Raw genomic sequence first — 21,169 nt, forward strand, 5'->3', positions numbered from 1 at the left:
AGAAGCAAGATACATCGCAGTCAATGGACTGCGACAGATGAAGGGGCAATCAGGCGATCGCCGCCGCCTGATTGCCAAGGTCAGAATAGCTGTTATTTACCGCTCTTGACCTTGGTCCACGAACGGGTGATCACGCGATCGATTTTCGGGGACTGCACTTTTAACGTAAACAGCTTGGCGCGAACATCGGCCGGCGGGTAAATGCCCGGGTTATTTTTAACGTCGTCTTTCACTAGCGGCAAAGACGCCTTGTTCGGGTTAGCGTAATAGACATAGTTGGTAATCCCCGCAATTACATCCGGTTTCAGCAGGTAGTTAAGGAATGCATAGGTCTCATCCAGATTTTTGGCATCTTTCGGGATCGCCAGCACGTCGAAGAAGGCCAGCGCGCCCTCTTTCGGGATGCTGTAACCAATATTGACGCCGTTTTTCGCCTCTTTGGCGCGGTTCGACGCCTGCATCACGTCCCCGGCCCAGCCAATCGCGACGCAAATGTCGCCGTTAGCCAGATCGTTGATGTATTGCGAGGAGTGGAAGTAGCGGATGCTTGGGCGCAGCTTCAGCAGCAGGTCGTTGGCGGATTGCGTGTAGTCGCTCTCTTTCGTGCTGTTAGGATCTTTACCCTGATAATTCAGCACGGTGGCATAGATTTCCGCCGGAGCGTCGAGGAAGGAAACGCCGCAACTTTTCAGTTTTTCCAGGTTTTCAGGTTTGAGCACCAAATCCCAGCTGTTCACCGGAGCATCTTTGCCCAGCACCGCTTTGACCTTGTCGACGTTGTAGCCGATACCAGTGGTCGCCCATAAATAGGGCACCGCGTATTGATGACCCGGATCGTGAGGTTCAATCAGTTTCATCAGCTCAGGATCGAGGTTTTGGTAATTCGGCAGTCGGCTCTTGTCGAGCGGCTGAAAAATGCCCGCGCTCAGCTGACGCTCCAGAAAGCTGGCCGAAGGCACCACCAGGTCGAATCCGGTGCTGCCCGCCATCAATTTGCCTTCCAACAGTTCGTTGGAGTCAAATACGTCATAAACGACTTTGATGCCCGACTCTTTCTGGAAATTCTGCAGCGTGTCCGGCGCAATATAGTCGGACCAGTTGTAGACATGCAGCGTTTTATCTTCCGCCAATGCTGTGGCGGACGCCGCCATCAGCACGCTGGCAACCACACCCGATAACCATTTTTTACGTTGGGTGAACATATCCGTTCATTCCTCCATCTCAGGGGACAAATTAGGATTGACTGTGCATCTATCGATAACGCGAGTGTGTCGACCAGGGCAGCATTCGCAATGTGTTTTCATCGACTTGCGTCAGAATTCAGTATAGCGAATGACCGTCGGAACACGGCGGACCGCAGGCATAACTACCGTTTTAAAGCATAACCGGACTGAACTGGAGGCACCATAGAGGGGGAGTAAAACCGGGGTTTATGAATGATTTAGGGGGATTTGGTTGATACTGCTCGGCCAATGTCGCCTAAATGCCGTGGAATATAGGGCAAATAGGCGAAAAAGCTAAAATAAAACTCGGAGGGTCAAAAATAAGAAAATGCGATGGTACTAACTGATTAATAACACGATCAATGAAGGCTGGGCGCGGTAGCACGACTAGCAGGACTCTCTTCTTCATCACCGATAAACAGCAGATTGTTGGCACCTGCTTCCATAATCACCATCGACGTTTGTTCTTCAGCCTGCTGCATAAAGTAACGGAACTGTTCCAGACTGATCCCCGCACCGGCGCTAAAGGTCTGGCAGGCGATCAGCTTCGGCAGGTTATCGTCCTGGATGTCCAGAAATACCTTGGCCGTCAGAGAACTGGCGTTAGTTTGGCTCAGGTCGCCCACCAGCGGGATTAGCGCCGTCGGCTTCACTTCCGCCAACGCGGAAAACACGATGACCTTATCGACGATATCGACCTTGGCATCAAATATGCCGTCGAAATTTTGCATATGCGGCAAATGCAGCGCGTCGCAAGAGTCACATTCGAAATAAATGATGCCCAGTTGATCCAGCCACCGCCGTAGCACATTCAAATCAGGGACGATGATTGAATCCATATAAACTTGCCTCATTACTTACCCATCAGTGAAAAAAAGACACCGGCCCGCCAGACTATCGTGCGCTAATGCCCTCTATCAACATCCCGCCGGTGGAATCGGCGGCGACAGAGCATGGCCTGCGCATAAGCTCGCGGGGAGTGACGTACAGTCACCGGGCAGTCGGATAACGAAGACGCAAAACGAGTTGAGCGCTATCGCCTATTCGCTGCCTGATACGGCGCCTGAACGCGAATCTAGTATATCAAGAGCGACACCGCTGAGTCCCCCTGTTTTTGCCGACCGCCGGGCTGGCCTCTCCTTGAGTGGTCCTCATGGCCCACGAAAATCGCGTCGAGTGCGACGTTCGTCAGCCTGCCTTGACGCGTTAGCGCCACACGGGTCATCGGAAAAAGCGCACTGACTCAGTGCCGCGTCAGCGTCTAATCCATCCCTGAGAATGTAGGTAATTCAACATGAAAGGACGTTGTTCTTTTGCCAACGCTTTTCGGATATGGTCGCTCCAGCTGCCGCTGTGCTTATTGTCGCCGCGCTGCTGGTAATATTCCGTCAGCTGCTGGTCATACTGCGCCAACACGCTTTTATCCAACGGTGCATAGGTATTTTCATGGATCATCAGCTCCGCAGGCAGACGCGGCTTTTGATCCGGCTGGGCCGCCGGATAGCCAAGGCAAAGCCCGAACAACGGCAGCACCTGTTCAGGCAGTTTAAGCAACGCCGTGACTTCCGCGATATGGTTACGGATTCCGCCGATGTACACGCCGCCCAGCCCGAGCGACTCCGCCGCCACCAACGCATTCTGCGCCATAATGGCGGTATCGACGCAGCCCAGCAACAGCTGCTCCGCCAGCCCCACCTCCGCTTCCGGGAAGATTTGCAGGTGTCGATTGAAGTCCGCGCAAAAAACCCAAAACTCCGGCGCCTGCGCCACATACGCCTGACCTCCGCTCAGTTTGACCAGCGCCTGACGAGACGCATTGTCGGTAATGCGAATCAGGGAGACACATTGCAACATGCTAGAGGTCGAGGCACTCCGGGCGGACTGAAAAATGGCCTGACGCTGGTCGTCGGTCAGCGGTTGGTCGGTAAACTGGCGAATGGAGCGGTGATGACAAAGTAAATCGATAGTGGGAGTCACGATGGCGATCCTTACGCGTGATGAAAGTGGCTGACGCGCCGATGGACAGCGGTGGGCGCGGCAATCGACAAAATTAACAGCGACAGTATGCGTCGCTCAGCCCACAATTATAAGACAGCCTGCAAGGCTCACAACGCAGAGCATCGAACTTCTTCGCGGCACTGATAGCCTCAGGGCATCACTACGACAGGCAATGACTGCTTTTTATTGCGTTTTCATCCGGGCATAGTAAAAGGGTTGGCTAAATTTGAGATTGAATGAAGGAGTAAGCATGTTTGCTGTAATTTTCGGACGTCCAGGTTGTCCTTATTGTGTACGCGCCAAAGAACTGGCGGAAAAACTGACCGCTCAGCGCGATGATTTCAGCTATCGCTACGTTGATATTCAGGAAGAAGGGATCACCAAAGCCGATCTGTCAAAAACCGTCGGCAAACCGGTTGAGACCGTTCCGCAGATTTTCCTGGATGAGCAGCACATCGGCGGCTGCACAGATTTTGAAGCTTATGCGAAAGAACATCTGAATCTGTTCAAGTGACAATGTCACTTAACAGATAATTGATGAGACAGAAGGCGCTTCCCGCGCCTTTTTTACGCTGAAGGATGAATCACCATCGAGACTTCACTCCCTGCGAGGAAAGACAAGCCCCACGTTACCTCAGCGAAAGAAGTGACGCATCACCGCCCTCAGAAATAGCAGCAGCAACCCGCCCAGCAAAGTCCAGAATACTGACACCACGACATACGCCAAATCTTGCCAGAATGACCCGCAAGACGCATGGCCTGCACGCAGCAGCCACAGACAGAGGGGAACCGCGATCAAGGCGCCAATCAGGGTATAACGCATTCTGTCGCACCCCGTCAGATAGCTGGAGATCATACCCGGCAGTAAAAATAGCAACATGCCCGGTTCGCCATTACCCCCCTGTACCGTCGCTACTTTGAACGACATCATCTTTTGACTGAGAAAAACCAGTGTAAACAACACCATGCAACTGATTATCCCAATCCAACCTTTATTGTTTGCCATGCTTCGCCTTCTCACTATAAACAGGTGACAATACCTTCCGACCTCGTCATAAAGCACAGGCCACTCATCATGGTATTTCCCTGATGTGCCAAGACGGTGCTCTTGGCGCGTTTTATCTGCATACACAGCTGGTTGTAACGCAAATAAACTTCTAGAATAGCGACCGCCACACCAATCGTTACAGACACGGCTGATTCCCTTCATTTCATGCAACTCCGCTGTCGACGCCAGCGTCCTTGTGATGGAGTAAATTTAGCCTAAATTACTTTTATATCAAGAACTTAATAGTAAAAAATAAGTTGCATCCCATGAATATAAACGTCGCTGATTTGTTAAACGGGAATTACATTCTGCTGCTGTTCGTCGTTCTGTGTTTGGGTCTTTGTTTGGGGAAGTTAAGGCTAGGTTCCGTACAACTCGGTAATTCTATTGGAGTTTTAGTGGTCTCATTGTTTCTGGGACAACAACATTTCACTATTAATGCCGAAGCCCTCAGCCTGGGATTCATGTTGTTTATTTTTTGTGTAGGCGTCGAAGCTGGCCCCAACTTCTTTTCAATTTTTTTCCGCGACGGCAAAAACTATCTGATGCTGGCCCTGGTTATGGTCGGTAGCGCGCTGGTACTCGCGCTGATATTAGGCAAGGTTTTCGGCTGGGGGATCGGGCTAACCGCCGGTATGCTGGCGGGATCCATGACCTCAACCCCGGTACTGGTCGGAGCAGGTGATACGCTGAGGAACGCGTTCGGCGCCACGCCTGTGCTCGGCATCGAGCAGGAACACCTGAGTCTGGGCTATGCCCTAACCTATCTCATCGGCTTGGTCAGCCTGATCTTTGGCGCACGCTATCTGCCCAAATTACAGCATCAGGATCTCCCGACCAGCGCCCAGCAAATCGCACGCGAGCGCGGTCTGGACGCCGACAGCCAGCGTAAGATTTATCTGCCGATTATCCGCGCTTATCGCGTCGGGCCGGAGCTGGTAGCCTGGGCCGATGGTAAAAACCTGCGCGAATTGGGCATCTATCGCCAAACCGGCTGCTATATCGAACGGATTCGGCGTAACGGTATTCTGGCCAGCCCGGACGGCGATGCGGTGCTGCAACTGGGCGACGAAATCTCGCTGGTCGGCTACCCGGATGCGCACGCGCGGCTCAATCCCAACTTCCGCGACGGCAAAGAGGTCTTTGACCGCGACCTGCTGGATATGCGTATCGTCACCGAAGAGATTGTGGTGAAGAACCACAACGCCGTCGGCAAACGGCTCAGTCAGCTTAAACTGACCGACCACGGCTGCTTCCTCAACCGCATTGTCCGTAGCCAGATTGAAATGCCGATTGACGATGGTGTGGTGCTGAATAAAGGGGATGTGTTGCAGGTCAGCGGAGATACCCGACGGGTCAAAAGCATTGCAGACCGCATCGGATTTATTTCCATCCACAGTCAGCTCACCGACCTGCTCGCCTTTTGCGCCTTCTTTATTATCGGCATCATGATTGGACTGATCTCATTCCAGTTCAGCCACTTCTCGTTCGGCGTCGGCAACGCCGCCGGCCTGCTGTTTGCGGGCATCATGCTGGGCTTTCTGCGCGCCAACCACCCGACTTTCGGCTACATCCCTCAGGGGGCGCTGAATATGGTGAAGGAGTTCGGGCTGATGGTCTTCATGGCGGGCGTTGGACTGAGCGCAGGCGGCACCATCAACAGCAGTCTCGGCGCCATTGGTCTGCAAATGCTGCTGTCCGGGCTGCTGGTCAGTCTGGTGCCGGTGTTTATCTGTTTCCTGTTCGGCGCTTACATTCTGCGTATGAACCGGGCGTTACTGTTCGGGGCGATCATGGGAGCCCGTACCTGCGCCCCGGCAATGGACATCATTAGCGATGCCGCCCGCAGCAATATTCCGGCGCTCGGCTACGCGGGAACTTATGCCATTGCCAATGTTCTCCTGACGCTGGCCGGCTCGCTGATTGTGATCATCTGGCCGGAGCTTCCTCTGTAGGGATGAGCGCACATAAAGGGATTAACCTATGCGCAACGCGGTGGACAAAACTTTCCATTTGTCCATCGCGTTACCGGCTTCCTAAAAGAGGCAATATACCCTTCGTATTTTACGGTCTACATCTGCCAAAACCTTATTTTGGTAGGACGCTAATTACCTGCATTTGTAATTAGTTACGCTTATTTAAATAGACACTCCATTAGTTTCTCACCGTCTGTTTGCACCACCGTTAGCTAAACCGCTATATTACTGTCCCGTCTGCCGACTCACCGGCTCAGGCTATTTCCCGCATGAACATGGCTGTTCCTGCTGCTTCAGACTGCGGTTGACCGCACTCTGGCCCGGCACACAGAACACGCTGTGCGCCACCTTTTAGACCTCTGAACATGAGCCACCTCGCGTTGGCGTCAGCCTATCGCTGTCGACGGGGGTCCATCGTTAACACGGAGGCGGACACCTTTCTCGCTGCACGTTTTTATTTTGACACTATTTACTTTACTGGGGACCATCATGGTAATGCGCCGCATCGAACGGCTGAACACACTGGCTCACGCCTTGAAGAAAACCGACAAAATGCACCTTAAAGAGGCGGCGCTGTTGCTGGGCGTTTCTGAAATGACCGTCAGACGCGACCTGAACAGCGAGGAGACGAGCGTGATGTTGCTAGGCGGCTATGTGGTCAGCGATCCCAGAAGTCACGCAGTCGGCGGTTATCTCGTTGCCGAGCGTGAACAGTGTCAGGTGGAGGAGAAACGACAAACCGGCGAGCAAGCGGCATTGTTAGTCAAAGCCAACGACATCGTTTTTTTCGACTGCGGCACCACGACCAGCTTCATCATTGAAGCGATCCCGGATGACATTTGTTTCACCGGCGTCTGCTACTCACTCAACACCTTTATGGCGCTGCAAAATAAGCCGTTGTGTCAGGCTATCTTGTTGGGCGGACTGTTCAACGCAGACAAAGCGCTGTTCACCCCTATCGGCCACCAGCACGACATGGACCATCTCTGCCCGCACGTCGCGTTTATCTCCGCGGAAGGGGTCGATCTTCAAGTCGGGGCCACCTGTCTGGATGTCGCTGAACTGGCGATAAAACATCGCGCTTTATCGGCCAGCCAGCGCAACGTGTTGGTCGTCGACAACAGTAAATTCGAGAAACGCAGCCCGGCCCGCATCGGCGAACTGACGCTTTTCGATGCAGTGGTCAGCGACCGTTTACCGACCGCCGACTACATTCACTATTGCGCCAAACAGGATATCCAGTTACTCACTCCCGACCTGCCCGACATGTCGGCTCTCCCCATCACCCCAGCAGACCGCCAAACCACTGATTCAGCTTCATCAGCACCGCATCCCACAGGCGGCTGAAGAACCCGGCTTCCGGGACGTCATCCATCGCCACCAGCGGCCGCTGTGCGATGGATTTTCCGTCCAGCTGAAAATCGACCGTCCCGACCACCTGCCCTTTTTTCAGCGGCGCCGTCAGCGATGGTGAATTGAGCGTGAAGCTGGCCCGCAGATTTTTACTCTGTCCTTTGGGAATGCTGAGCGCGGCGTCTTCCGCCACGCTCAGCCGCGCCTGCGAACTCTCGCCGAACCACAGACGTTGCGTCGTCAGCACCGTATCGCTGAGCAGAGGCGTGACCGTATCGTAAAATCGAAATCCCCAGGTCAGCAGCTTTTCACTTTCGCGGAAGCGTACGGCATCGGTCGGCGCGCCCAGCACAACGGAAATCAGGCGCATCTCGCCTTGCGTGGCGGACGCCACCAGATTATGGCCTGCGCCATTGGTATGACCGGTCTTCACTCCATCTACCGCCAGATGGCTGCTCCACAGCAGACGATTGCGGTTCACCTGACGAATATTATTGAAGGTGAAAGACTTCTCTTTGTGCAGCGCATATTCGTCAGGCACGTCGCGAATCAGCGCCCGGCTCAGCAACGCCATGTCCCGCGCAGTGCTGTATTGTCCCTCCGCATCCAGACCGTGGACGGTCAGGAAATGCGTGTTGGTCAACCCCAGTGCTTTTACGTACTGATTCATCAGCCCGACAAACGCATCCTGACTGCCCGCCACATAATCCGCCAGCGCGATGCTGGCATCGTTGCCGGACTGAATGACGATACCTTTATTCAATTCTGAGACGGCAATCTGATCGCCGGGCTTCAGGAACATCAGCGAGGAACCGCGCAGCGCCGGATTGCCGGTCGCCCAGGCATCTTTTCCGACGGTCACCACATCAGTGGTTTTGATTTTGCCGGCTTTCACCGCCTGCCCGATCACATAGCTGGCCATGATTTTGGTCAGACTGGCGGGATCGAGCCGCTCATCCGCCAGGGATTCGGCCAGCACCTGCCCGCTATGGAAATCCATCAGGATATAGGCTTTGGCGTCAATCTGCGGCGCAGGCGGCGCTTGTTCCGCGACCGCGGGAAATACCGTTACGAAGATCAGGCTGGCGATACCGGCCTGTAAGCGGGGAAAACGCATCATGATTTTCATCGGTTAGCAGCTCTGTCCTTAAGTCGTTAACTACGGAGAGGAACTCTATGCAGACATATTCTGACACACTCAAAAGTAGCCGTTCACGTGCCGTAATAAAACGTCTCAATGTGTAAAGTTACTCAAACGTGAGGAAAGACCAATTGGAGGAGACGGTAACTGCGGGTAAAACCGAAGAAAAAAGAGAGGATAAAGGGCACCTCGCCCACCGCCTCGAAAAGGCTATGGGAAGGCGCCCCGATGCGATCAGCGTCGCTCGCGCTTATCGGCCCGTTTCGCCAGCCAGTCGCCCAGCGTTTGTACGATCTGCACCAGAATCACCAGCGCAATGACCGTCACCACCATGACCTGCGTTTCGTAGCGGTAGTAGCCAAAGCGGATCGCCAGATCCCCGACACCGCCGCCGCCAACGATGCCCGCCATCGCCGAGTAGCCGATCAGGCTCACCAACGTAATCGTCAGGCCGCGCAGCAGCCCGGAACGCGCTTCCGGCAGCAGCACCGTGCCGATGATACGCATCGGACTCGCGCCAAATGCTTCGGCGGCTTCCACAATACCCGGATCGACTTCCCGCAGCGCGCTATCCACCAGCCGCGCGTAGAACGCGATAGCGGCCACGGACATAGGCACCGAGGCGGCGATGGGGCCGATGGTGTTGCCGAGCAGGATCTGCGTCAGCGGGAGCAGCAGCACCAGCAAAATCACGAACGGAATCGAACGGATGATATTCACCAGCACGGTGCTAAGCAGATAGAAAAAGCGGTTCTCCCAGAACAGATGCCGGTCGGTGACGTAGATCAATAGCCCCAGCGGCAGGCCGCCGATCACGGCGAACAGTGTGGAAATGCCTACCATCTGGAAGGTTTCACCGAATGCGGCGATCAAATCACCCCATAACTCATCCATGCAGCACCTCCACGTTGGCGGTTTTATGTCGAATATAGTCTACGGCGGCCGTGACCTGCGACGGGTCCGACGGGTGCGTCAGCAGCGCCACTAAAATGCCCAGCGCCCGGTTGCCGATGTACTCGATTTTGCCGTGCAGAATATTCACGGATACGCCGAAGCGCGTTGCCACATCCGACAACACCGGCTGTTCGGCGGAATCGCCCACAAACAGGATTTTCAGCAGCGTCCCCTGCAAATCCTCTTTCAGTCGGGTAGGCAGTTCCAGATTCAGCGTATGCGCCACCAGCTGGCGAGTGAAATCATGCTGCGGCGTCGCGAAAATATCGAACACGTCGCCCTCTTCCACCACGCGCCCGCCGGTCATCACCGCCACGCGATTGCAGATCGTCTTAATGACGCTCATTTCATGAGAAATCAGTACGATAGTGATGCCGAGCTTTTCGTTGATCTCTTTCAGCAACGACAGGATCGCGGCGGAGGTTTCCAGATCCAACGCCGACGTCGGCTCGTCGCACAGCAGCACTTCAGGATGATTGGCTATCGCCCGCGCAATGCCGACCCGCTGCTTTTGCCCGCCGCTGAGCTGCGCCGGGTAGGCCTGAGCCTTGTCCGCCAGCCCGACCAGCGCCAGAATTTCCGGCACCCGGCGCTCAATCTCCTGCCCGGACTTGCCCGCCGATTTCAGGCTGAACGCCACGTTTTGCGCGACGGTGCGCGTCTGCATCAGATTGAAGTGTTGGAAAATCATGCCGACTTTCTGCCGGCAGTGACGCAGCTTGGCGCCGCGAAGATCGCTGATGCGCACGCCGTTCACGCTGACATGACCTGAGGTCGGGCGCTGCAACAGGTTGATGGTGCGCAACAGGGTACTTTTCCCTGCGCCGCTCGCCCCAACGATGCCATACACATCGCCCCGGCGGATATGCAGTGAAACATCATCCACTGCTTTTGTTTCTCGTTGTTTTCCGTGAGGAAAATCAACGCTGACATTGTCTATGCGAATCATCGTTCGCGGACTCCCAACCGAATAACAGAACAACAGAAAGCCGGTCAGTGACCGGCTCTATAAAAAGAACGCAGCCAGACCGGTTACGGGGCCGTGGTCGGCGCAGGCGTCTGCGCATGCATCCATTCCGGTTTCTGGAACTGGCTGAACATCGTCGCCGGGTTGTCGATGACCGCCGCATAGGCTGGCGATTCAACGGCGGCTTTGATGTCCTTCACAAACGGTTTATCCACATCCGCCGTCCGAACGGCAATTACGTTCTTCAGGTTTTCATCCAGCGTTTCCAGCTTCAATGCCGAAGAGAGTTTCAGTCCGGCGGAAATCGCAAAGTTACCGTTGATCAGCGAGGCCGTCACGCTATCCAGCGTACGCGGCAGCTGCGCGGCTTCGAGCGGTTTGAACACCAGCCCTCGCGGGTTGCTAACGATATCTTTTTCCGACGCCTTGGTTGGATCGATATCGGCTTTGATGGTAATCAGTCCCAGCGATTGCAGGAAACGCAGGCCCCGAGCCAGGTTAGTGGGATCGTTGGACAGCGTCACGATGTCGCCTTTCTTCAGTTCATCCAACGAGGTGATTTTGCGCGAATAGAAGCCCATGCTGGCGGTCGGCACTGCGATAAGACGGGTCAGTTTCAGCCCCTTATCCGCTGCGAACTTGTCCAGATACAGGGTATGTTGAAACAGGTTGGCGTCGATGCTGCCGTTCGACAGCGCGAGATTAGGCTGAACGTAGTCGCTGAATTCGCGCACCACGACCTTATAACCTTTCTGCGTCAGCTCCGGTTTGATGGCCTGTTTCACCATATCGCCATAGGGGCCGGGCGCTACGCCGAATACGATGGTGTGTGCGTCGCTCTGCGCGAAAGCGCAGTGAATACCCGAGGCCAGCAGCGCTGCAGCAAACGTCGCCCGAATAGAATGTGAAAATGTCATAACACCCTTCCTGTCTGAGTCATTGTTGTCATTGGTTATCATGATTATTAGGGGAATCAGCGTAATAAATAAATAATAAAAAACCCTATGATATGCAGGCATAACGATGAGCGACTTTATTTCGCGCCATCCGCATGGTCTTATCTACACTAAGGGTCAAAACGTAACAGAAGGATCGACACAATGCTAACCCTGTGGGGACGCGAGAATTCGACGAACGTCAAAAAGGTACTCTGGTGTGCCGAGGAGTTAGGGCTGACGTACCAGCACATTCCTCTGGGCGGGGCTTTCGGTGGTAATCACGACCCCGACTATCTGGCGCTGAATCCCAACGGACTGATCCCCTGCCTGCGGGACGATGAGCTGGTGCTGTGGGAATCTAACAGCATCGTGCGCTATCTGGCAGCGCAGTATGGGCAAGGTTCGCTGTATCTGGCCGATGCGAAAGCGCGCGCCAGCGCGGAGAAATGGATGGATTGGGCGATGTCCTTAGCCTCGTTTTTTGGGCCGGTGTTTATCAATATGATGCGCACGCCTCCCGCCCAGCGCGATATGGCCGCCGTTGAAGCGAATATCGCGCGTTGCGAATCGCTGCTGAGCATCGCCGATGACGCGCTGGCTTCCCTGCCCTGGCTCTCTGGGGAACACTTCGGCATTGGCGATATTCCGCTGGGCTGCATCGCCTACGGCTGGTTCGGCATGCCCATCACGCGCCAGTCGCACCCTCATCTGGAGCGCTGGTATCAACAATTAACGACGCGTTCGGCGTTTAAAAATAAAGTGATGATCCCTCTGAGCTAAACCGTCGGGTCCTCCGTCAAGATTGGCGGCCGGGCCTGTTTCCTGCCGTTGATTCAGGTATAATCCGCCGACTTTTTCCCGTACAACCCGATGTATGAGACGCTATGACTGTTAACTCCTTCGATCCTTCGCAGACCACCACGTTGGCGGCCCCGGAGAAAACGCTGACCCAGCAAAAGAACGGCGGCGACAAGCCGCAGGGCAATAAAATCGGTTTTGTCAGCCTGGGCTGCCCCAAAAACCTGGTGGACTCCGAGCGCATCCTCACGGAGCTGCGCACCGAAGGGTATCAGGTGGTGCCAAGCTATCACGACGCCGACCTGGTGATCGTCAACACCTGCGGCTTTATCGACAGCGCCGTGCAGGAGTCGTTGGAAACCATCGGCGAAGCGCTGAATGAAAACGGCAAGGTCATCGTCACCGGCTGTCTCGGCGCTAAAGAGAATCAAATTCGCGAAGTGCATCCCAACGTGTTGGAAATCAGCGGGCCGCACAGCTACGAGCAGGTGCTGTCCCACGTCCATCACTATGTCCCGCAGCCCGCGCACAACCCATTCACCAGCCTGGTGCCGGAGTCCGGCGTGAAGCTGACGCCGAGACACTACGCCTACCTGAAGATTTCGGAAGGCTGCGACCATCGCTGCACCTTCTGCATCATCCCCTCCATGCGCGGCAAACTGGACAGCCGCCCTGTTGGCTCCGTCCTGGATGAGGCTAAACGTCTGGCCGACGCCGGAGTGAAAGAGCTGCTGGTGATCTCGCAGGATACCTCCGCCTACGGCACCGACATCAAACACCGCACCGGCTTCTGGAACGGCCAGCCGGTCAAGTCCAGCATGGTCAGCCTGTGCGAACAGCTGGCGACGCTGGGGATTTGGGTCCGCCTGCACTACGTCTACCCTTACCCGCACGTCGACGAGGTTATCCCGTTGATGGCAGAAGGCAAAATCCTGCCGTATCTGGATATCCCGCTACAGCACGCCAGCCCGAAAGTGTTGAAGCTGATGAAACGCCCCGGCGCGGTCGAACGCACGCTGGAGCGCATTAAACGCTGGCGTGAGATCTGCCCGGCGCTGACGCTGCGCTCAACCTTCATCGTCGGCTTCCCCGGCGAAACGGAGGAAGACTTCCAGATGTTGTTGGATTTCCTGAAAGAAGCGCAGCTGGATCGCGTGGGCTGCTTCAAGTTCAGCCCGGTGGAAGGTGCTACCGCCAATACGCTACCCGATCCGGTGCCGGAGGAGATCAAGGAGGAGCGCTATCACCGCTTCATGCAGCTGCAACAGCAGATTTCCACACAGCGCCTGCAGGCGAAAATCGGCCTGGAGCTGCCGGTACTGATCGATGAAGTCGATGAAGAAGGCGCTATCGGTCGTAGCATGGCCGACGCCCCGGAAATCGACGGCGCGGTCTATCTGAACGGCGAAACTCGCCTCAAGCCGGGCGATCTCGTCACCGTAAAAATCGAACACGCTGACGAATACGATCTGTGGGGCAGCCGGGTCTGATGACGTCACACCGGGGGATAATTTCCCCCCGTCCCCCGGTGTTTTTTTCCTTTTGATTGATCCCTTGCACTAAAAATCGTCATTAAGCCTTCCTGCGGGACGCTTCGCCTTGCGCGATCTCGGCAGGTAAAGTAGCCTTGCCGGATGATTTGATTCGTGCTGAGTAAGGCAGACGCATGTGGAAACGCCTGACATTTGGTCTTTTCACCAGCATCCTCGTGCTGGCAGGAGGCGCATTTCTGCTTGACCGCTGTATCAGCTGGCGCACCGCCCCCTATATTTTCGACGATCTCAAAGACCTTCCCGCCCGCCCCGTCGGCGTCGTGCTGGGCACGGCAAAATACTACCGCGCCGGTGGCGTGAACCAATATTATCTGTTTCGTATTCAGGGCGCGCTGAACGCTTATAACAGCGGGAAAGTGAGCTATCTGCTACTCAGCGGCGACAACGCTCAGCAAAGCTATAACGAACCGATGACGATGCGCCGCGACCTTATTTCCGCAGGCGTTCCGCCGATGGATATCGTGCTCGACTATGCGGGGTTCCGCACGCTCGACTCGATTGTTCGCACCCGCAAAGTGTTCGACACCAACGACTTCACCATCATCACCCAGCGCTTCCACTGTGAACGTGCGCTGTTTATTGCGCTACATCTCGGAATTCAGGCGCAGTGTTATGCGGTGCCGTCGCCGAAGGATATCTGGATGGTGCGGATTCGGGAGTTCGGCGCCCGTCTGGGCACCCTGTTCGATCTGTATGTGCTGAAGCGCGAGCCGCGGTTTCTCGGTCCGATGATCCCTATTCCCGCGCCGCATACGATTTCCGCCGATGAGCCCGGCTATCCAGCCGTGCCGCCCGAGTATCTGCCGGACGACACAACGGACACGCCCGGCAAGAAATCAGCCGACGCGTTCCGGCCTTAAATCGAAACCGGCGTTACTTGCTGATAACGACATCGGGTTTGCCCGCGACGAATCGCGTCAGGCGACGCCATAGCCACTCCATCGGCCCCTGCCGGAAAACCCGCAGCCAGTAGTGCGCGAACAGCAGATTGACGATCCACATCGGCGGCACCAAGGCTAACAATGCCAGACGGTCCAGCTTCATGAACCAGCCCAACTGGTAAAACAGCGTGGTACACATGAGTGTTTGTAGCAGATAGCTGCTTAACGCCATCCGACCGATATCGCTAATCCATTTCGTCAGGCGCCAGCGTCGCAGTGTCGGCCAGTAGCCATAGCACAGCGCCAGATACCCGATCGCCTGCAACGGCGCACTCAGTTCACCGGGGATCTGCAACAGCAGACCGCACCAGCGATACTCCCAGTTCAGCTGCCACTGCGCCACGACGCCCACACCGTTGATGAGCAATGCGGGGATCAGCAGCACCCATGCAATTCGGCGATAGTGACTCAGGCTGAATTCTCCTTTGAGCCACCCGCTGCGCATCAGCGCGCCGCCGAGCAGCATCGCCCCGCAGAGCAGCCAGCCGTACTGTACGCCCATCGATAACAGACTTTGGCTCAGCATCGACAGCCGATGGCTCCAGGCCTCCGGTCCGCCGGTCACCAGCCAGTGCGCCTCATAGGCCAGATCGGCCGGGCCAGGCTGCCAAAAGCGGCCGCCGGTTTGGCTCAGCAGCTGGCTCAGCACCACCAATATAGCGACCCCCGCCAGATACATGATCGTACCCGCGCGCAGTAACAGTCTGGGACTCTCGGCCATGCGCAACATGCCGCAACACACCAGACCAATTAGCCCGTAATCCAGCAGGATGTCGCCATCCCAGAAGAACAGGCTGTGAATCAGGCCGAAGATCATCAGCCAGAACAGGCGAGCGTGAATCCAGCTCCGCCCTCTTGGCTGCAACAGCTGCAAACTCGCGCCAAACAGCAAGGCGAACATGGTCAGAAATTTTCCCTGCACCAGAATATCCATGACCGCCCAGGTCCAGGCATCACGGAGTGACGGCAGGCCGTTATAAGCGGGATTAAGGTAGGCGGCCTCGGGTAAACCAAAGGCGGACACGTTCATCAGCAGGATGCCAAGCAACGCCACGCCGCGGACAAAATCCAACGTGGCGATGCGGGGTTGTACTCGGGGTGGAGTGACCATAGGCGTAAGGGTAGCTCGCAGTCTAAGTAAATACGGGGATGGTTCGGTCTGTAAATTGTAATGACTGAGCGCGTAAAAACCTACGGTTTTACCTCTCCGGGCAATGAGATAGCGCAAACCACAGGAGAAAACGACCGTGGCGGGCATAAAAAAACCGGCGTCGTGGATGAAACCGACGCCGGTGAATTTTATCGTGCGTACCCTTAGTTGTGGTGACGTACCGCGCGCAGGAACTCCTGACGCGTATTCTGGCTGGACTTGAACAGACCGCCCAGCGACGTGGTCGTCGTGGCGCTGGTGGCATCGCGAATACCGCGCGCTTTCACGCAGTAGTGAACCGCATCGATGGAAACGGCGACGTTATTCGTACCCAGCAGCGTTTGCAGCGCGACCAGAATTTGCTGGGTCAGGCGCTCCTGCACCTGCGGACGCTGAGAGAAAAATTGCACGATACGGTTGATCTTCGACAGCCCGATGACGCCATCCTTGGGGATATAAGCCACGGTGGCCTTGCCGTCGATGGTCACGAAGTGATGCTCGCAGGTACTGGTCAGAGTGATGTCGCGCACCGTCACCATTTCATCCACCTTCATTTTGTTTTGAATGATGGTGATTTTAGGGAAATTGGTGTAGTCCAGGCCGGAGAAAATCTCATCGACATACATTTTAGCGATGCGGTGCGGCGTTTCCGTCAGGCTGTCGTCCGTGAGGTCCAGGCTCAGCAGATTCATGATTTCCGTCATGTGCTCCGCAATGCGGCTTTTTCGGGTCTCTCGATCGAGCATTTCCCCGCGTAACGGCGTTTCCAGACCGCGCGCCAGCAGCGCCTCATGGACCAGGGCAGCTTCTTGGGTCAAAGGTGATGACATTATCGTTCTCCAGCAGGTGTAACTTATATGCGGCGCCATACCGTCTTCAGGCGTTGCCCGCAACAGGCCGTGGAATTGATGACGGCAAACAGGGAATCAATACAGTGCCACTGACGGATGCACCAGGCGCGAATCAGCGCCTTTTAATGAGGGACACAGCCTAATGGAGAGTTCGGCGATTATCCAGTGATTGTATGTCATGATTGATGAAATCGCTGCAAGTTATGAATGATGGCGACCGCCATTAGGGGGGATGACGGTTATCCGACGCGGTTTGCATCGCCGGATAACCGAGAGGCAAGACGTTTAGAATTTCTCCCAGCCGTCATTATTGTTATTCGCCCGCGTGGCGGGCAGTAGTTTCACGGCGGGCATCGGTTTTGGTTTCACCGCCGGGATACGCGTTGTGGAAATCGGACAGTTGTCATCCTCCAACTGGAAGAGGTCCACCACCTTCGCCAGATCATGCGACTGCTGATCCAACTGCGCGACGGCGGCCGACGACTCTTGTACCAACGCGGCATTCTGCTGGGTCACGCCGTCCAGTTCGTGTACGGCCTGCCCGACCTGCGTAATGCCCTGAGTTTGCTCGTCCGTGGCGGCATTAATTTCACTAATCAAGTCGCTGACGTGCGCGATTGCGTTGATGATAGTTTCCATCGCCTCGGCAGACTGCTGAACCTGTTTATCACCCACCTGCACATTAACTTCCGATTCGGCGATCAGTTCAGCGATCTCCTTCGCCGCCTGGGCGCTGCGCTGCGCAAGGCTGCGAACCTCACTCGCCACCACGGCGAATCCCCGTCCCTGCTCGCCGCCGCGCGCGGCTTCCACCGCCGCGTTCAGCGCCAGAATATTGGTCTGGAACGCAATGCCGTTAATCACGTTGGTAATGTCAGAAATCTTGCTGGAGCTGGCGGTAATTTTTGCCATCGTCTTGGCCACGTTACTGCTGATTTCGCCCCCTTTCTTGGCCACGCCCGCCGCATCCTGCGCCAATAGACGCGCCTGATGCACATTGTCCGCATTGTGTTTGACGGTCGAACTCAGCTGTTCCATGCTGGCGGCCGTTTCCTGCAACGCCGCAGCCTGTTGCTCTGTCCGTCGGGACAGGTCGTCGCTGCCCACTCTGATCTCCGACGTGCCGTGATCGATGGACCGGGTGGTGTCGCGAATGGCCGTGACCGTATCGCGCAGTCGCGATTGCAATAGTTTGATGTCCGGAATCAATCGACCGGCGCAGTTGCGGCCGAACTCAACCAGTTCGCAACCCAGACGGCCCGCCGTGAGCTGCGCCAGATGCGATTTAATGACCGCGATCGGTTTAACCAGATAGTTACGCAGATAATATTCGGTAAAGATCAACACCACGATACCGGCAAGCAGCACGATGATGATCGTATCGCGGTTGCGGGCGTTGTGCTCATTAATAGAAGGGATGATTTTGGACGCCGACATCTCATCGCTGTATTTTTTAAGTTCATCGCCAAACGTCCATGCCATCGGCGGGAAAACCTGGCGGAACAGCGTGCGGAAACTCTGGAGATCATTACGCTGCAACGCGGCATTCATGGGGTCTACCGCATCCGTGATCACCTTTTCCCAGGTGGTATACACGCCGTTCGCGGTGGTCGGCTCAATACCGATATGTTCGGAATTTTTGAAGCTTTCCAGCGCCGTTTTCGTATTCTGGATGGCGGCCTGCGCCATATCCATCGTTTTCTTGGCGTTAACCTGATCGTTCTCCTGCATATAATCCATCGCCCGTTCGAGACGGATCACGGCGCGGAAATACTGGTCATTGCCGTAAATCAAATAGGAGTAATTTTTTTTCTGCGCTTCGCCCTGCGTCAGTAAATTCGTCGCCTGATTCAGAGAATAAATACTGTAGCCCGACGCGATACCCCATATCACGATCAGTGTGCCTACAATGACTAATACCATCGCATGTATGCTGATGTTTTTCAGAAAATGCATATCCCACCCCATGAGAGTCTTTAATAGGTCCGCGCCCTGACGCGAACAATATTCTTTCTTTTCGATGAACGAATGTGCAGCGATGATTAACCCTGTTCAGTCGCGTCGAGCCGTACCCTGCTGCGCTTCCTAACTGTCTGATTTAAAACCCCGCCATAGGAATGTAGCAAAGCGTGAACGGCGATAAAGCCGCCATCCTGAACACCTATCGGGTTTTAATGCCCTAAGTATAGGCACGGATATAAAAAGGGGTATTCAGAGCCACGTTTTTATCTAAAGAGAAATGAGACCAGCGCCAGCGCAAGCGAAAAACGACTATTTGTTGGCGCTCTGGATCCTGGCGGCCAGGGTTATATCGCGAGAATTGAATGAGGAGGGAAAATAAGAAACGCACCGGTGAAACCGGTGCGCTAGTGGGAGTCATAAACGATGGATATTAAAACTGTTCCCAGTTGTCATTACTGCTTTGCATCTTGCTGGCGGCAGGTGCTGCGACCCGTGCCGGTTTTTGGCTCAGCGCTGGGCGTTTCAGCTCCAGACCGTTTTGGGGGTGACCGGAAGCCGGACGCGCTTCGCTCTCCAGCTTGAAGACAGCGACGGCATCAGTCAGATGACGCGCCTGTTCTTCCAGAGAGCCCGCGGCGGCAGAGGCTTCCTGCACCAACGCAGCGTTCTGCTGAGTGACACCGTCCATTTGCGTCACCGCGCTACCCACCTGCTCGATACCGCGGCTCTGCTCATCGGAGGCCGAGGCGATTTCGCCAATCAGGTCGTTGACGTGGGTAATAGAAGTAATGATCGTGCCCATCGCTTCGCCGGCTTTTTTCACCTGACTGGAACCGATATTGACGCGCGACACGGATTCGGCGATCAGACCTTCAATCTCTTTCGCCGCCTGCGCGCTGCGCTGCGCCAGATTGCGGACTTCACCCGCCACCACGGCGAAACCACGCCCTTGTTCACCGGCTCTGGCCGCTTCAACCGCCGCATTCAGCGCCAGAATATTGGTCTGGAACGCGATGCCGTTGATGACGCTGGTGATGTCCGCGATTTTGCGAGAGCTGGTCGTGATGTCGTCCATCGTACCCACGACCTCATCCGTAATTTCGCCGCCCTTACGCGCGACGATAGACGCTTCGTGTGCCAGTTTGCTGGCCTGATGAACATTTTCAGCATTCATTTTCACCGTCGAACTCAGCTCTTCCATGCTCGCCGCCGTTTCCTGCAACGCGGCGGCCTGCTGTTCGGTACGCGCGGACAGATCGTTGTTGCCCAGGCGAATCTCGCTGGAGCCCTGATGGATGGAGAACGCGCTGTCGCGGATAGTGCTCACCGTCGTGCGCAGGCTGTTTTGCAAGAAAGTCACGTGCGGGAACAGCTGCCCGGCGCAGTTGCGGCCAAACGCTTTCAAGTCAAAGCTCAGCTGGCCTTCGCTAAGACGTTCAAGGTGCGACTTCAGCTGATTAATCGGTTTAACCAGATAGTTGACCAGATAACGGTCGCTGATAATCAGAATGATCACACCTAGTATCATCGTCACAATCAGTAGGCGTTTGTTCAATGAAGTCATCGCGTGAACGTCGTCGATGGCTCGGTTGGCCTGCAGCGCCTCGGCATACTGGTCTGAATTGGCAGCAAAGTTCACGCTGAGGGACGGATACGTCACGTGGTAAATCTGACGAAAGTCGTCAATGCGACCGGCTTGCAGCGCGGCGAACATGGGCTCGATGCCCGACTCGATCAGCGAAGACCAGGTAGACGTCGTATTAGTGATTAACGCGGGGTCAATCTCAAGCGAGTCGTTATGGCGAAACTGTTCCAGCGCGTCTTTGGTATTTTTAATTGCGACGTTGGCTGAGTCCAGCATGGTTTTCGCCGTAGCCGTATCACCGAGCTGCACATAGTCGGCGCTTCTCAGCATCCGCGTCACGGCGCGAAAATATTGATCGCCCCCTTTCACCAGTAATAGATAACTTTTTTTCTGCGACTGATTGACGTCAAGCAGCGACCCCATTTTATTGAATTCGGAAACGGTAAATAAAGATACGCCGACCCAAAGGAGGAGGAATATGCCAAGTATGATTAACATCATAGTCCTGATGGTGACATTCTTCAGAAAACTCATAAATAAACTCCGTATGTTTTACTAACGATTTCATGCCCGTGCTGATAAACAACATGGGCTGTTAAATCTGTAAAATCGTTCTTTTATTAAAGGAAATAACAAGTGCTGTATGTTGTCGCTCGCAGACGAGATCGCGCCGGATGTTCCATTTTTTCAATAAATGAAACACGCAAGTAACAAATGTCGCGGCCTAGTAT

18 protein-coding genes are annotated in these 21,169 nt (G+C 55.2%); 6 read left to right on the top strand and 12 right to left on the bottom strand.

Translation table 11 applies throughout. The features are described 5' to 3' along the window. Positions 1-92: 92 nt before the first annotated feature. The 3 genes from potF to nfsA form a co-directional block, all read right to left on the bottom strand. A complete protein-coding gene (gene potF, locus CKQ53_RS15530; RefSeq protein WP_085652298.1) occupies positions 93-1,202 on the bottom strand; it encodes a spermidine/putrescine ABC transporter substrate-binding protein PotF in 1,110 nt (369 codons plus the stop codon). Between the two features lie 380 nt (positions 1,203-1,582). Continuing rightward, positions 1,583-2,062 carry a type III secretion system chaperone family protein gene (locus tag CKQ53_RS15535; RefSeq protein ID WP_085652297.1) on the bottom strand — a complete coding sequence of 160 codons (480 nt, stop codon included), beginning with the start codon at positions 2,060-2,062 and terminating at the stop codon, positions 1,583-1,585. Positions 2,063-2,477: 415 nt separating this feature from the next. After that, on the bottom strand, positions 2,478-3,200 hold the full coding sequence (gene nfsA / locus CKQ53_RS15540) for an oxygen-insensitive NADPH nitroreductase (protein ID WP_085652296.1): 723 nt from the start codon (positions 3,198-3,200) through the stop codon (positions 2,478-2,480). 271 nt (positions 3,201-3,471) lie between these two features. Between nfsA and CKQ53_RS15545 the strand changes: the two genes are divergently transcribed. Next, entirely contained in the window at positions 3,472-3,735 is a 264-nt protein-coding gene (locus CKQ53_RS15545; protein WP_026740479.1) for a GrxA family glutaredoxin, read from the top strand. Between the two features lie 120 nt (positions 3,736-3,855). Here CKQ53_RS15545 and ybjM read toward each other — a convergent pair whose 3' ends face one another. Beyond that, the gene (ybjM, locus tag CKQ53_RS15550; protein WP_094117490.1) at positions 3,856-4,227 is read right to left on the bottom strand and encodes an inner membrane protein YbjM; all 372 of its coding nucleotides are present in this window, start codon (positions 4,225-4,227) and stop codon (positions 3,856-3,858) included. A 308-nt stretch (positions 4,228-4,535) separates the two neighbouring features. Between ybjM and CKQ53_RS15555 the strand changes: the two genes are divergently transcribed. Then, positions 4,536-6,224, top strand: a complete 1,689-nt coding sequence (locus tag CKQ53_RS15555; RefSeq protein ID WP_094117489.1) for an aspartate:alanine antiporter — start codon at positions 4,536-4,538, stop codon at positions 6,222-6,224. Between the two features lie 510 nt (positions 6,225-6,734). Continuing rightward, a complete protein-coding gene (deoR, locus tag CKQ53_RS15560) occupies positions 6,735-7,592 on the top strand; it encodes a DNA-binding transcriptional repressor DeoR (RefSeq protein ID WP_094117488.1) in 858 nt (285 codons plus the stop codon). Here the strand turns inward: deoR and CKQ53_RS15565 are convergent. From CKQ53_RS15565 to CKQ53_RS15580, 4 genes are all read right to left on the bottom strand, one after another. Beyond that, positions 7,528-8,715, bottom strand: coding sequence for a serine hydrolase (locus CKQ53_RS15565; protein WP_100053496.1), 1,188 nt, complete (start codon positions 8,713-8,715; stop codon positions 7,528-7,530). The genes deoR and CKQ53_RS15565 overlap by 65 nt on opposite strands. A gap of 258 nt (positions 8,716-8,973) precedes the next feature. Then, the gene (locus CKQ53_RS15570) at positions 8,974-9,633 is read right to left on the bottom strand and encodes a methionine ABC transporter permease (protein WP_085652291.1); all 660 of its coding nucleotides are present in this window, start codon (positions 9,631-9,633) and stop codon (positions 8,974-8,976) included. Continuing rightward, positions 9,626-10,642 (bottom strand): methionine ABC transporter ATP-binding protein, encoded by a 1,017-nt coding sequence (locus CKQ53_RS15575; protein ID WP_085652290.1) that lies wholly within the window; start codon positions 10,640-10,642, stop codon positions 9,626-9,628. Before CKQ53_RS15575 ends, CKQ53_RS15570 begins: the two co-directional genes overlap by 8 nt. A gap of 83 nt (positions 10,643-10,725) precedes the next feature. Then, entirely contained in the window at positions 10,726-11,577 is an 852-nt protein-coding gene (locus tag CKQ53_RS15580; RefSeq protein WP_085652289.1) for a MetQ/NlpA family ABC transporter substrate-binding protein, read from the bottom strand. A 183-nt stretch (positions 11,578-11,760) separates the two neighbouring features. Here CKQ53_RS15580 and CKQ53_RS15585 point away from each other — a divergent pair, with 183 nt between their 5' ends. The 3 genes from CKQ53_RS15585 to sanA all read left to right on the top strand — a co-directional run bounded on the left by CKQ53_RS15585 (position 11,761) and on the right by sanA (position 14,809). Next, entirely contained in the window at positions 11,761-12,378 is a 618-nt protein-coding gene (locus CKQ53_RS15585; RefSeq protein WP_094117486.1) for a glutathione S-transferase family protein, read from the top strand. 104 nt (positions 12,379-12,482) lie between these two features. Further along, complete coding sequence (gene rimO, locus CKQ53_RS15590; protein WP_244200959.1) at positions 12,483-13,886, top strand: 30S ribosomal protein S12 methylthiotransferase RimO; 1,404 nt, start codon at positions 12,483-12,485, stop codon at positions 13,884-13,886. 176 nt (positions 13,887-14,062) lie between these two features. After that, positions 14,063-14,809, top strand: coding sequence for an outer membrane permeability protein SanA (gene sanA / locus CKQ53_RS15595; RefSeq protein WP_085652287.1), 747 nt, complete (start codon positions 14,063-14,065; stop codon positions 14,807-14,809). A gap of 13 nt (positions 14,810-14,822) precedes the next feature. Here sanA and yeiB read toward each other — a convergent pair whose 3' ends face one another. The 4 genes from yeiB to CKQ53_RS15615 form a co-directional block, all read right to left on the bottom strand. Then, positions 14,823-16,001 (bottom strand): DUF418 domain-containing protein YeiB, encoded by a 1,179-nt coding sequence (yeiB, locus tag CKQ53_RS15600; protein ID WP_085652286.1) that lies wholly within the window; start codon positions 15,999-16,001, stop codon positions 14,823-14,825. A 203-nt stretch (positions 16,002-16,204) separates the two neighbouring features. Beyond that, a complete protein-coding gene (folE, locus tag CKQ53_RS15605; protein WP_085652285.1) occupies positions 16,205-16,870 on the bottom strand; it encodes a GTP cyclohydrolase I FolE in 666 nt (221 codons plus the stop codon). Positions 16,871-17,176: 306 nt separating this feature from the next. Beyond that, positions 17,177-18,847 carry a methyl-accepting chemotaxis protein gene (locus tag CKQ53_RS15610; RefSeq protein WP_085652284.1) on the bottom strand — a complete coding sequence of 557 codons (1,671 nt, stop codon included), beginning with the start codon at positions 18,845-18,847 and terminating at the stop codon, positions 17,177-17,179. Positions 18,848-19,283: 436 nt separating this feature from the next. Continuing rightward, on the bottom strand, positions 19,284-20,972 hold the full coding sequence (locus CKQ53_RS15615) for a methyl-accepting chemotaxis protein (RefSeq protein ID WP_118895160.1): 1,689 nt from the start codon (positions 20,970-20,972) through the stop codon (positions 19,284-19,286). Positions 20,973-21,169: the final 197 nt, after the last annotated feature.

It is taken from the genome of Lonsdalea britannica (genome assembly GCF_003515985.1).
Classification (GTDB): domain Bacteria; phylum Pseudomonadota; class Gammaproteobacteria; order Enterobacterales; family Enterobacteriaceae; genus Lonsdalea; species Lonsdalea britannica.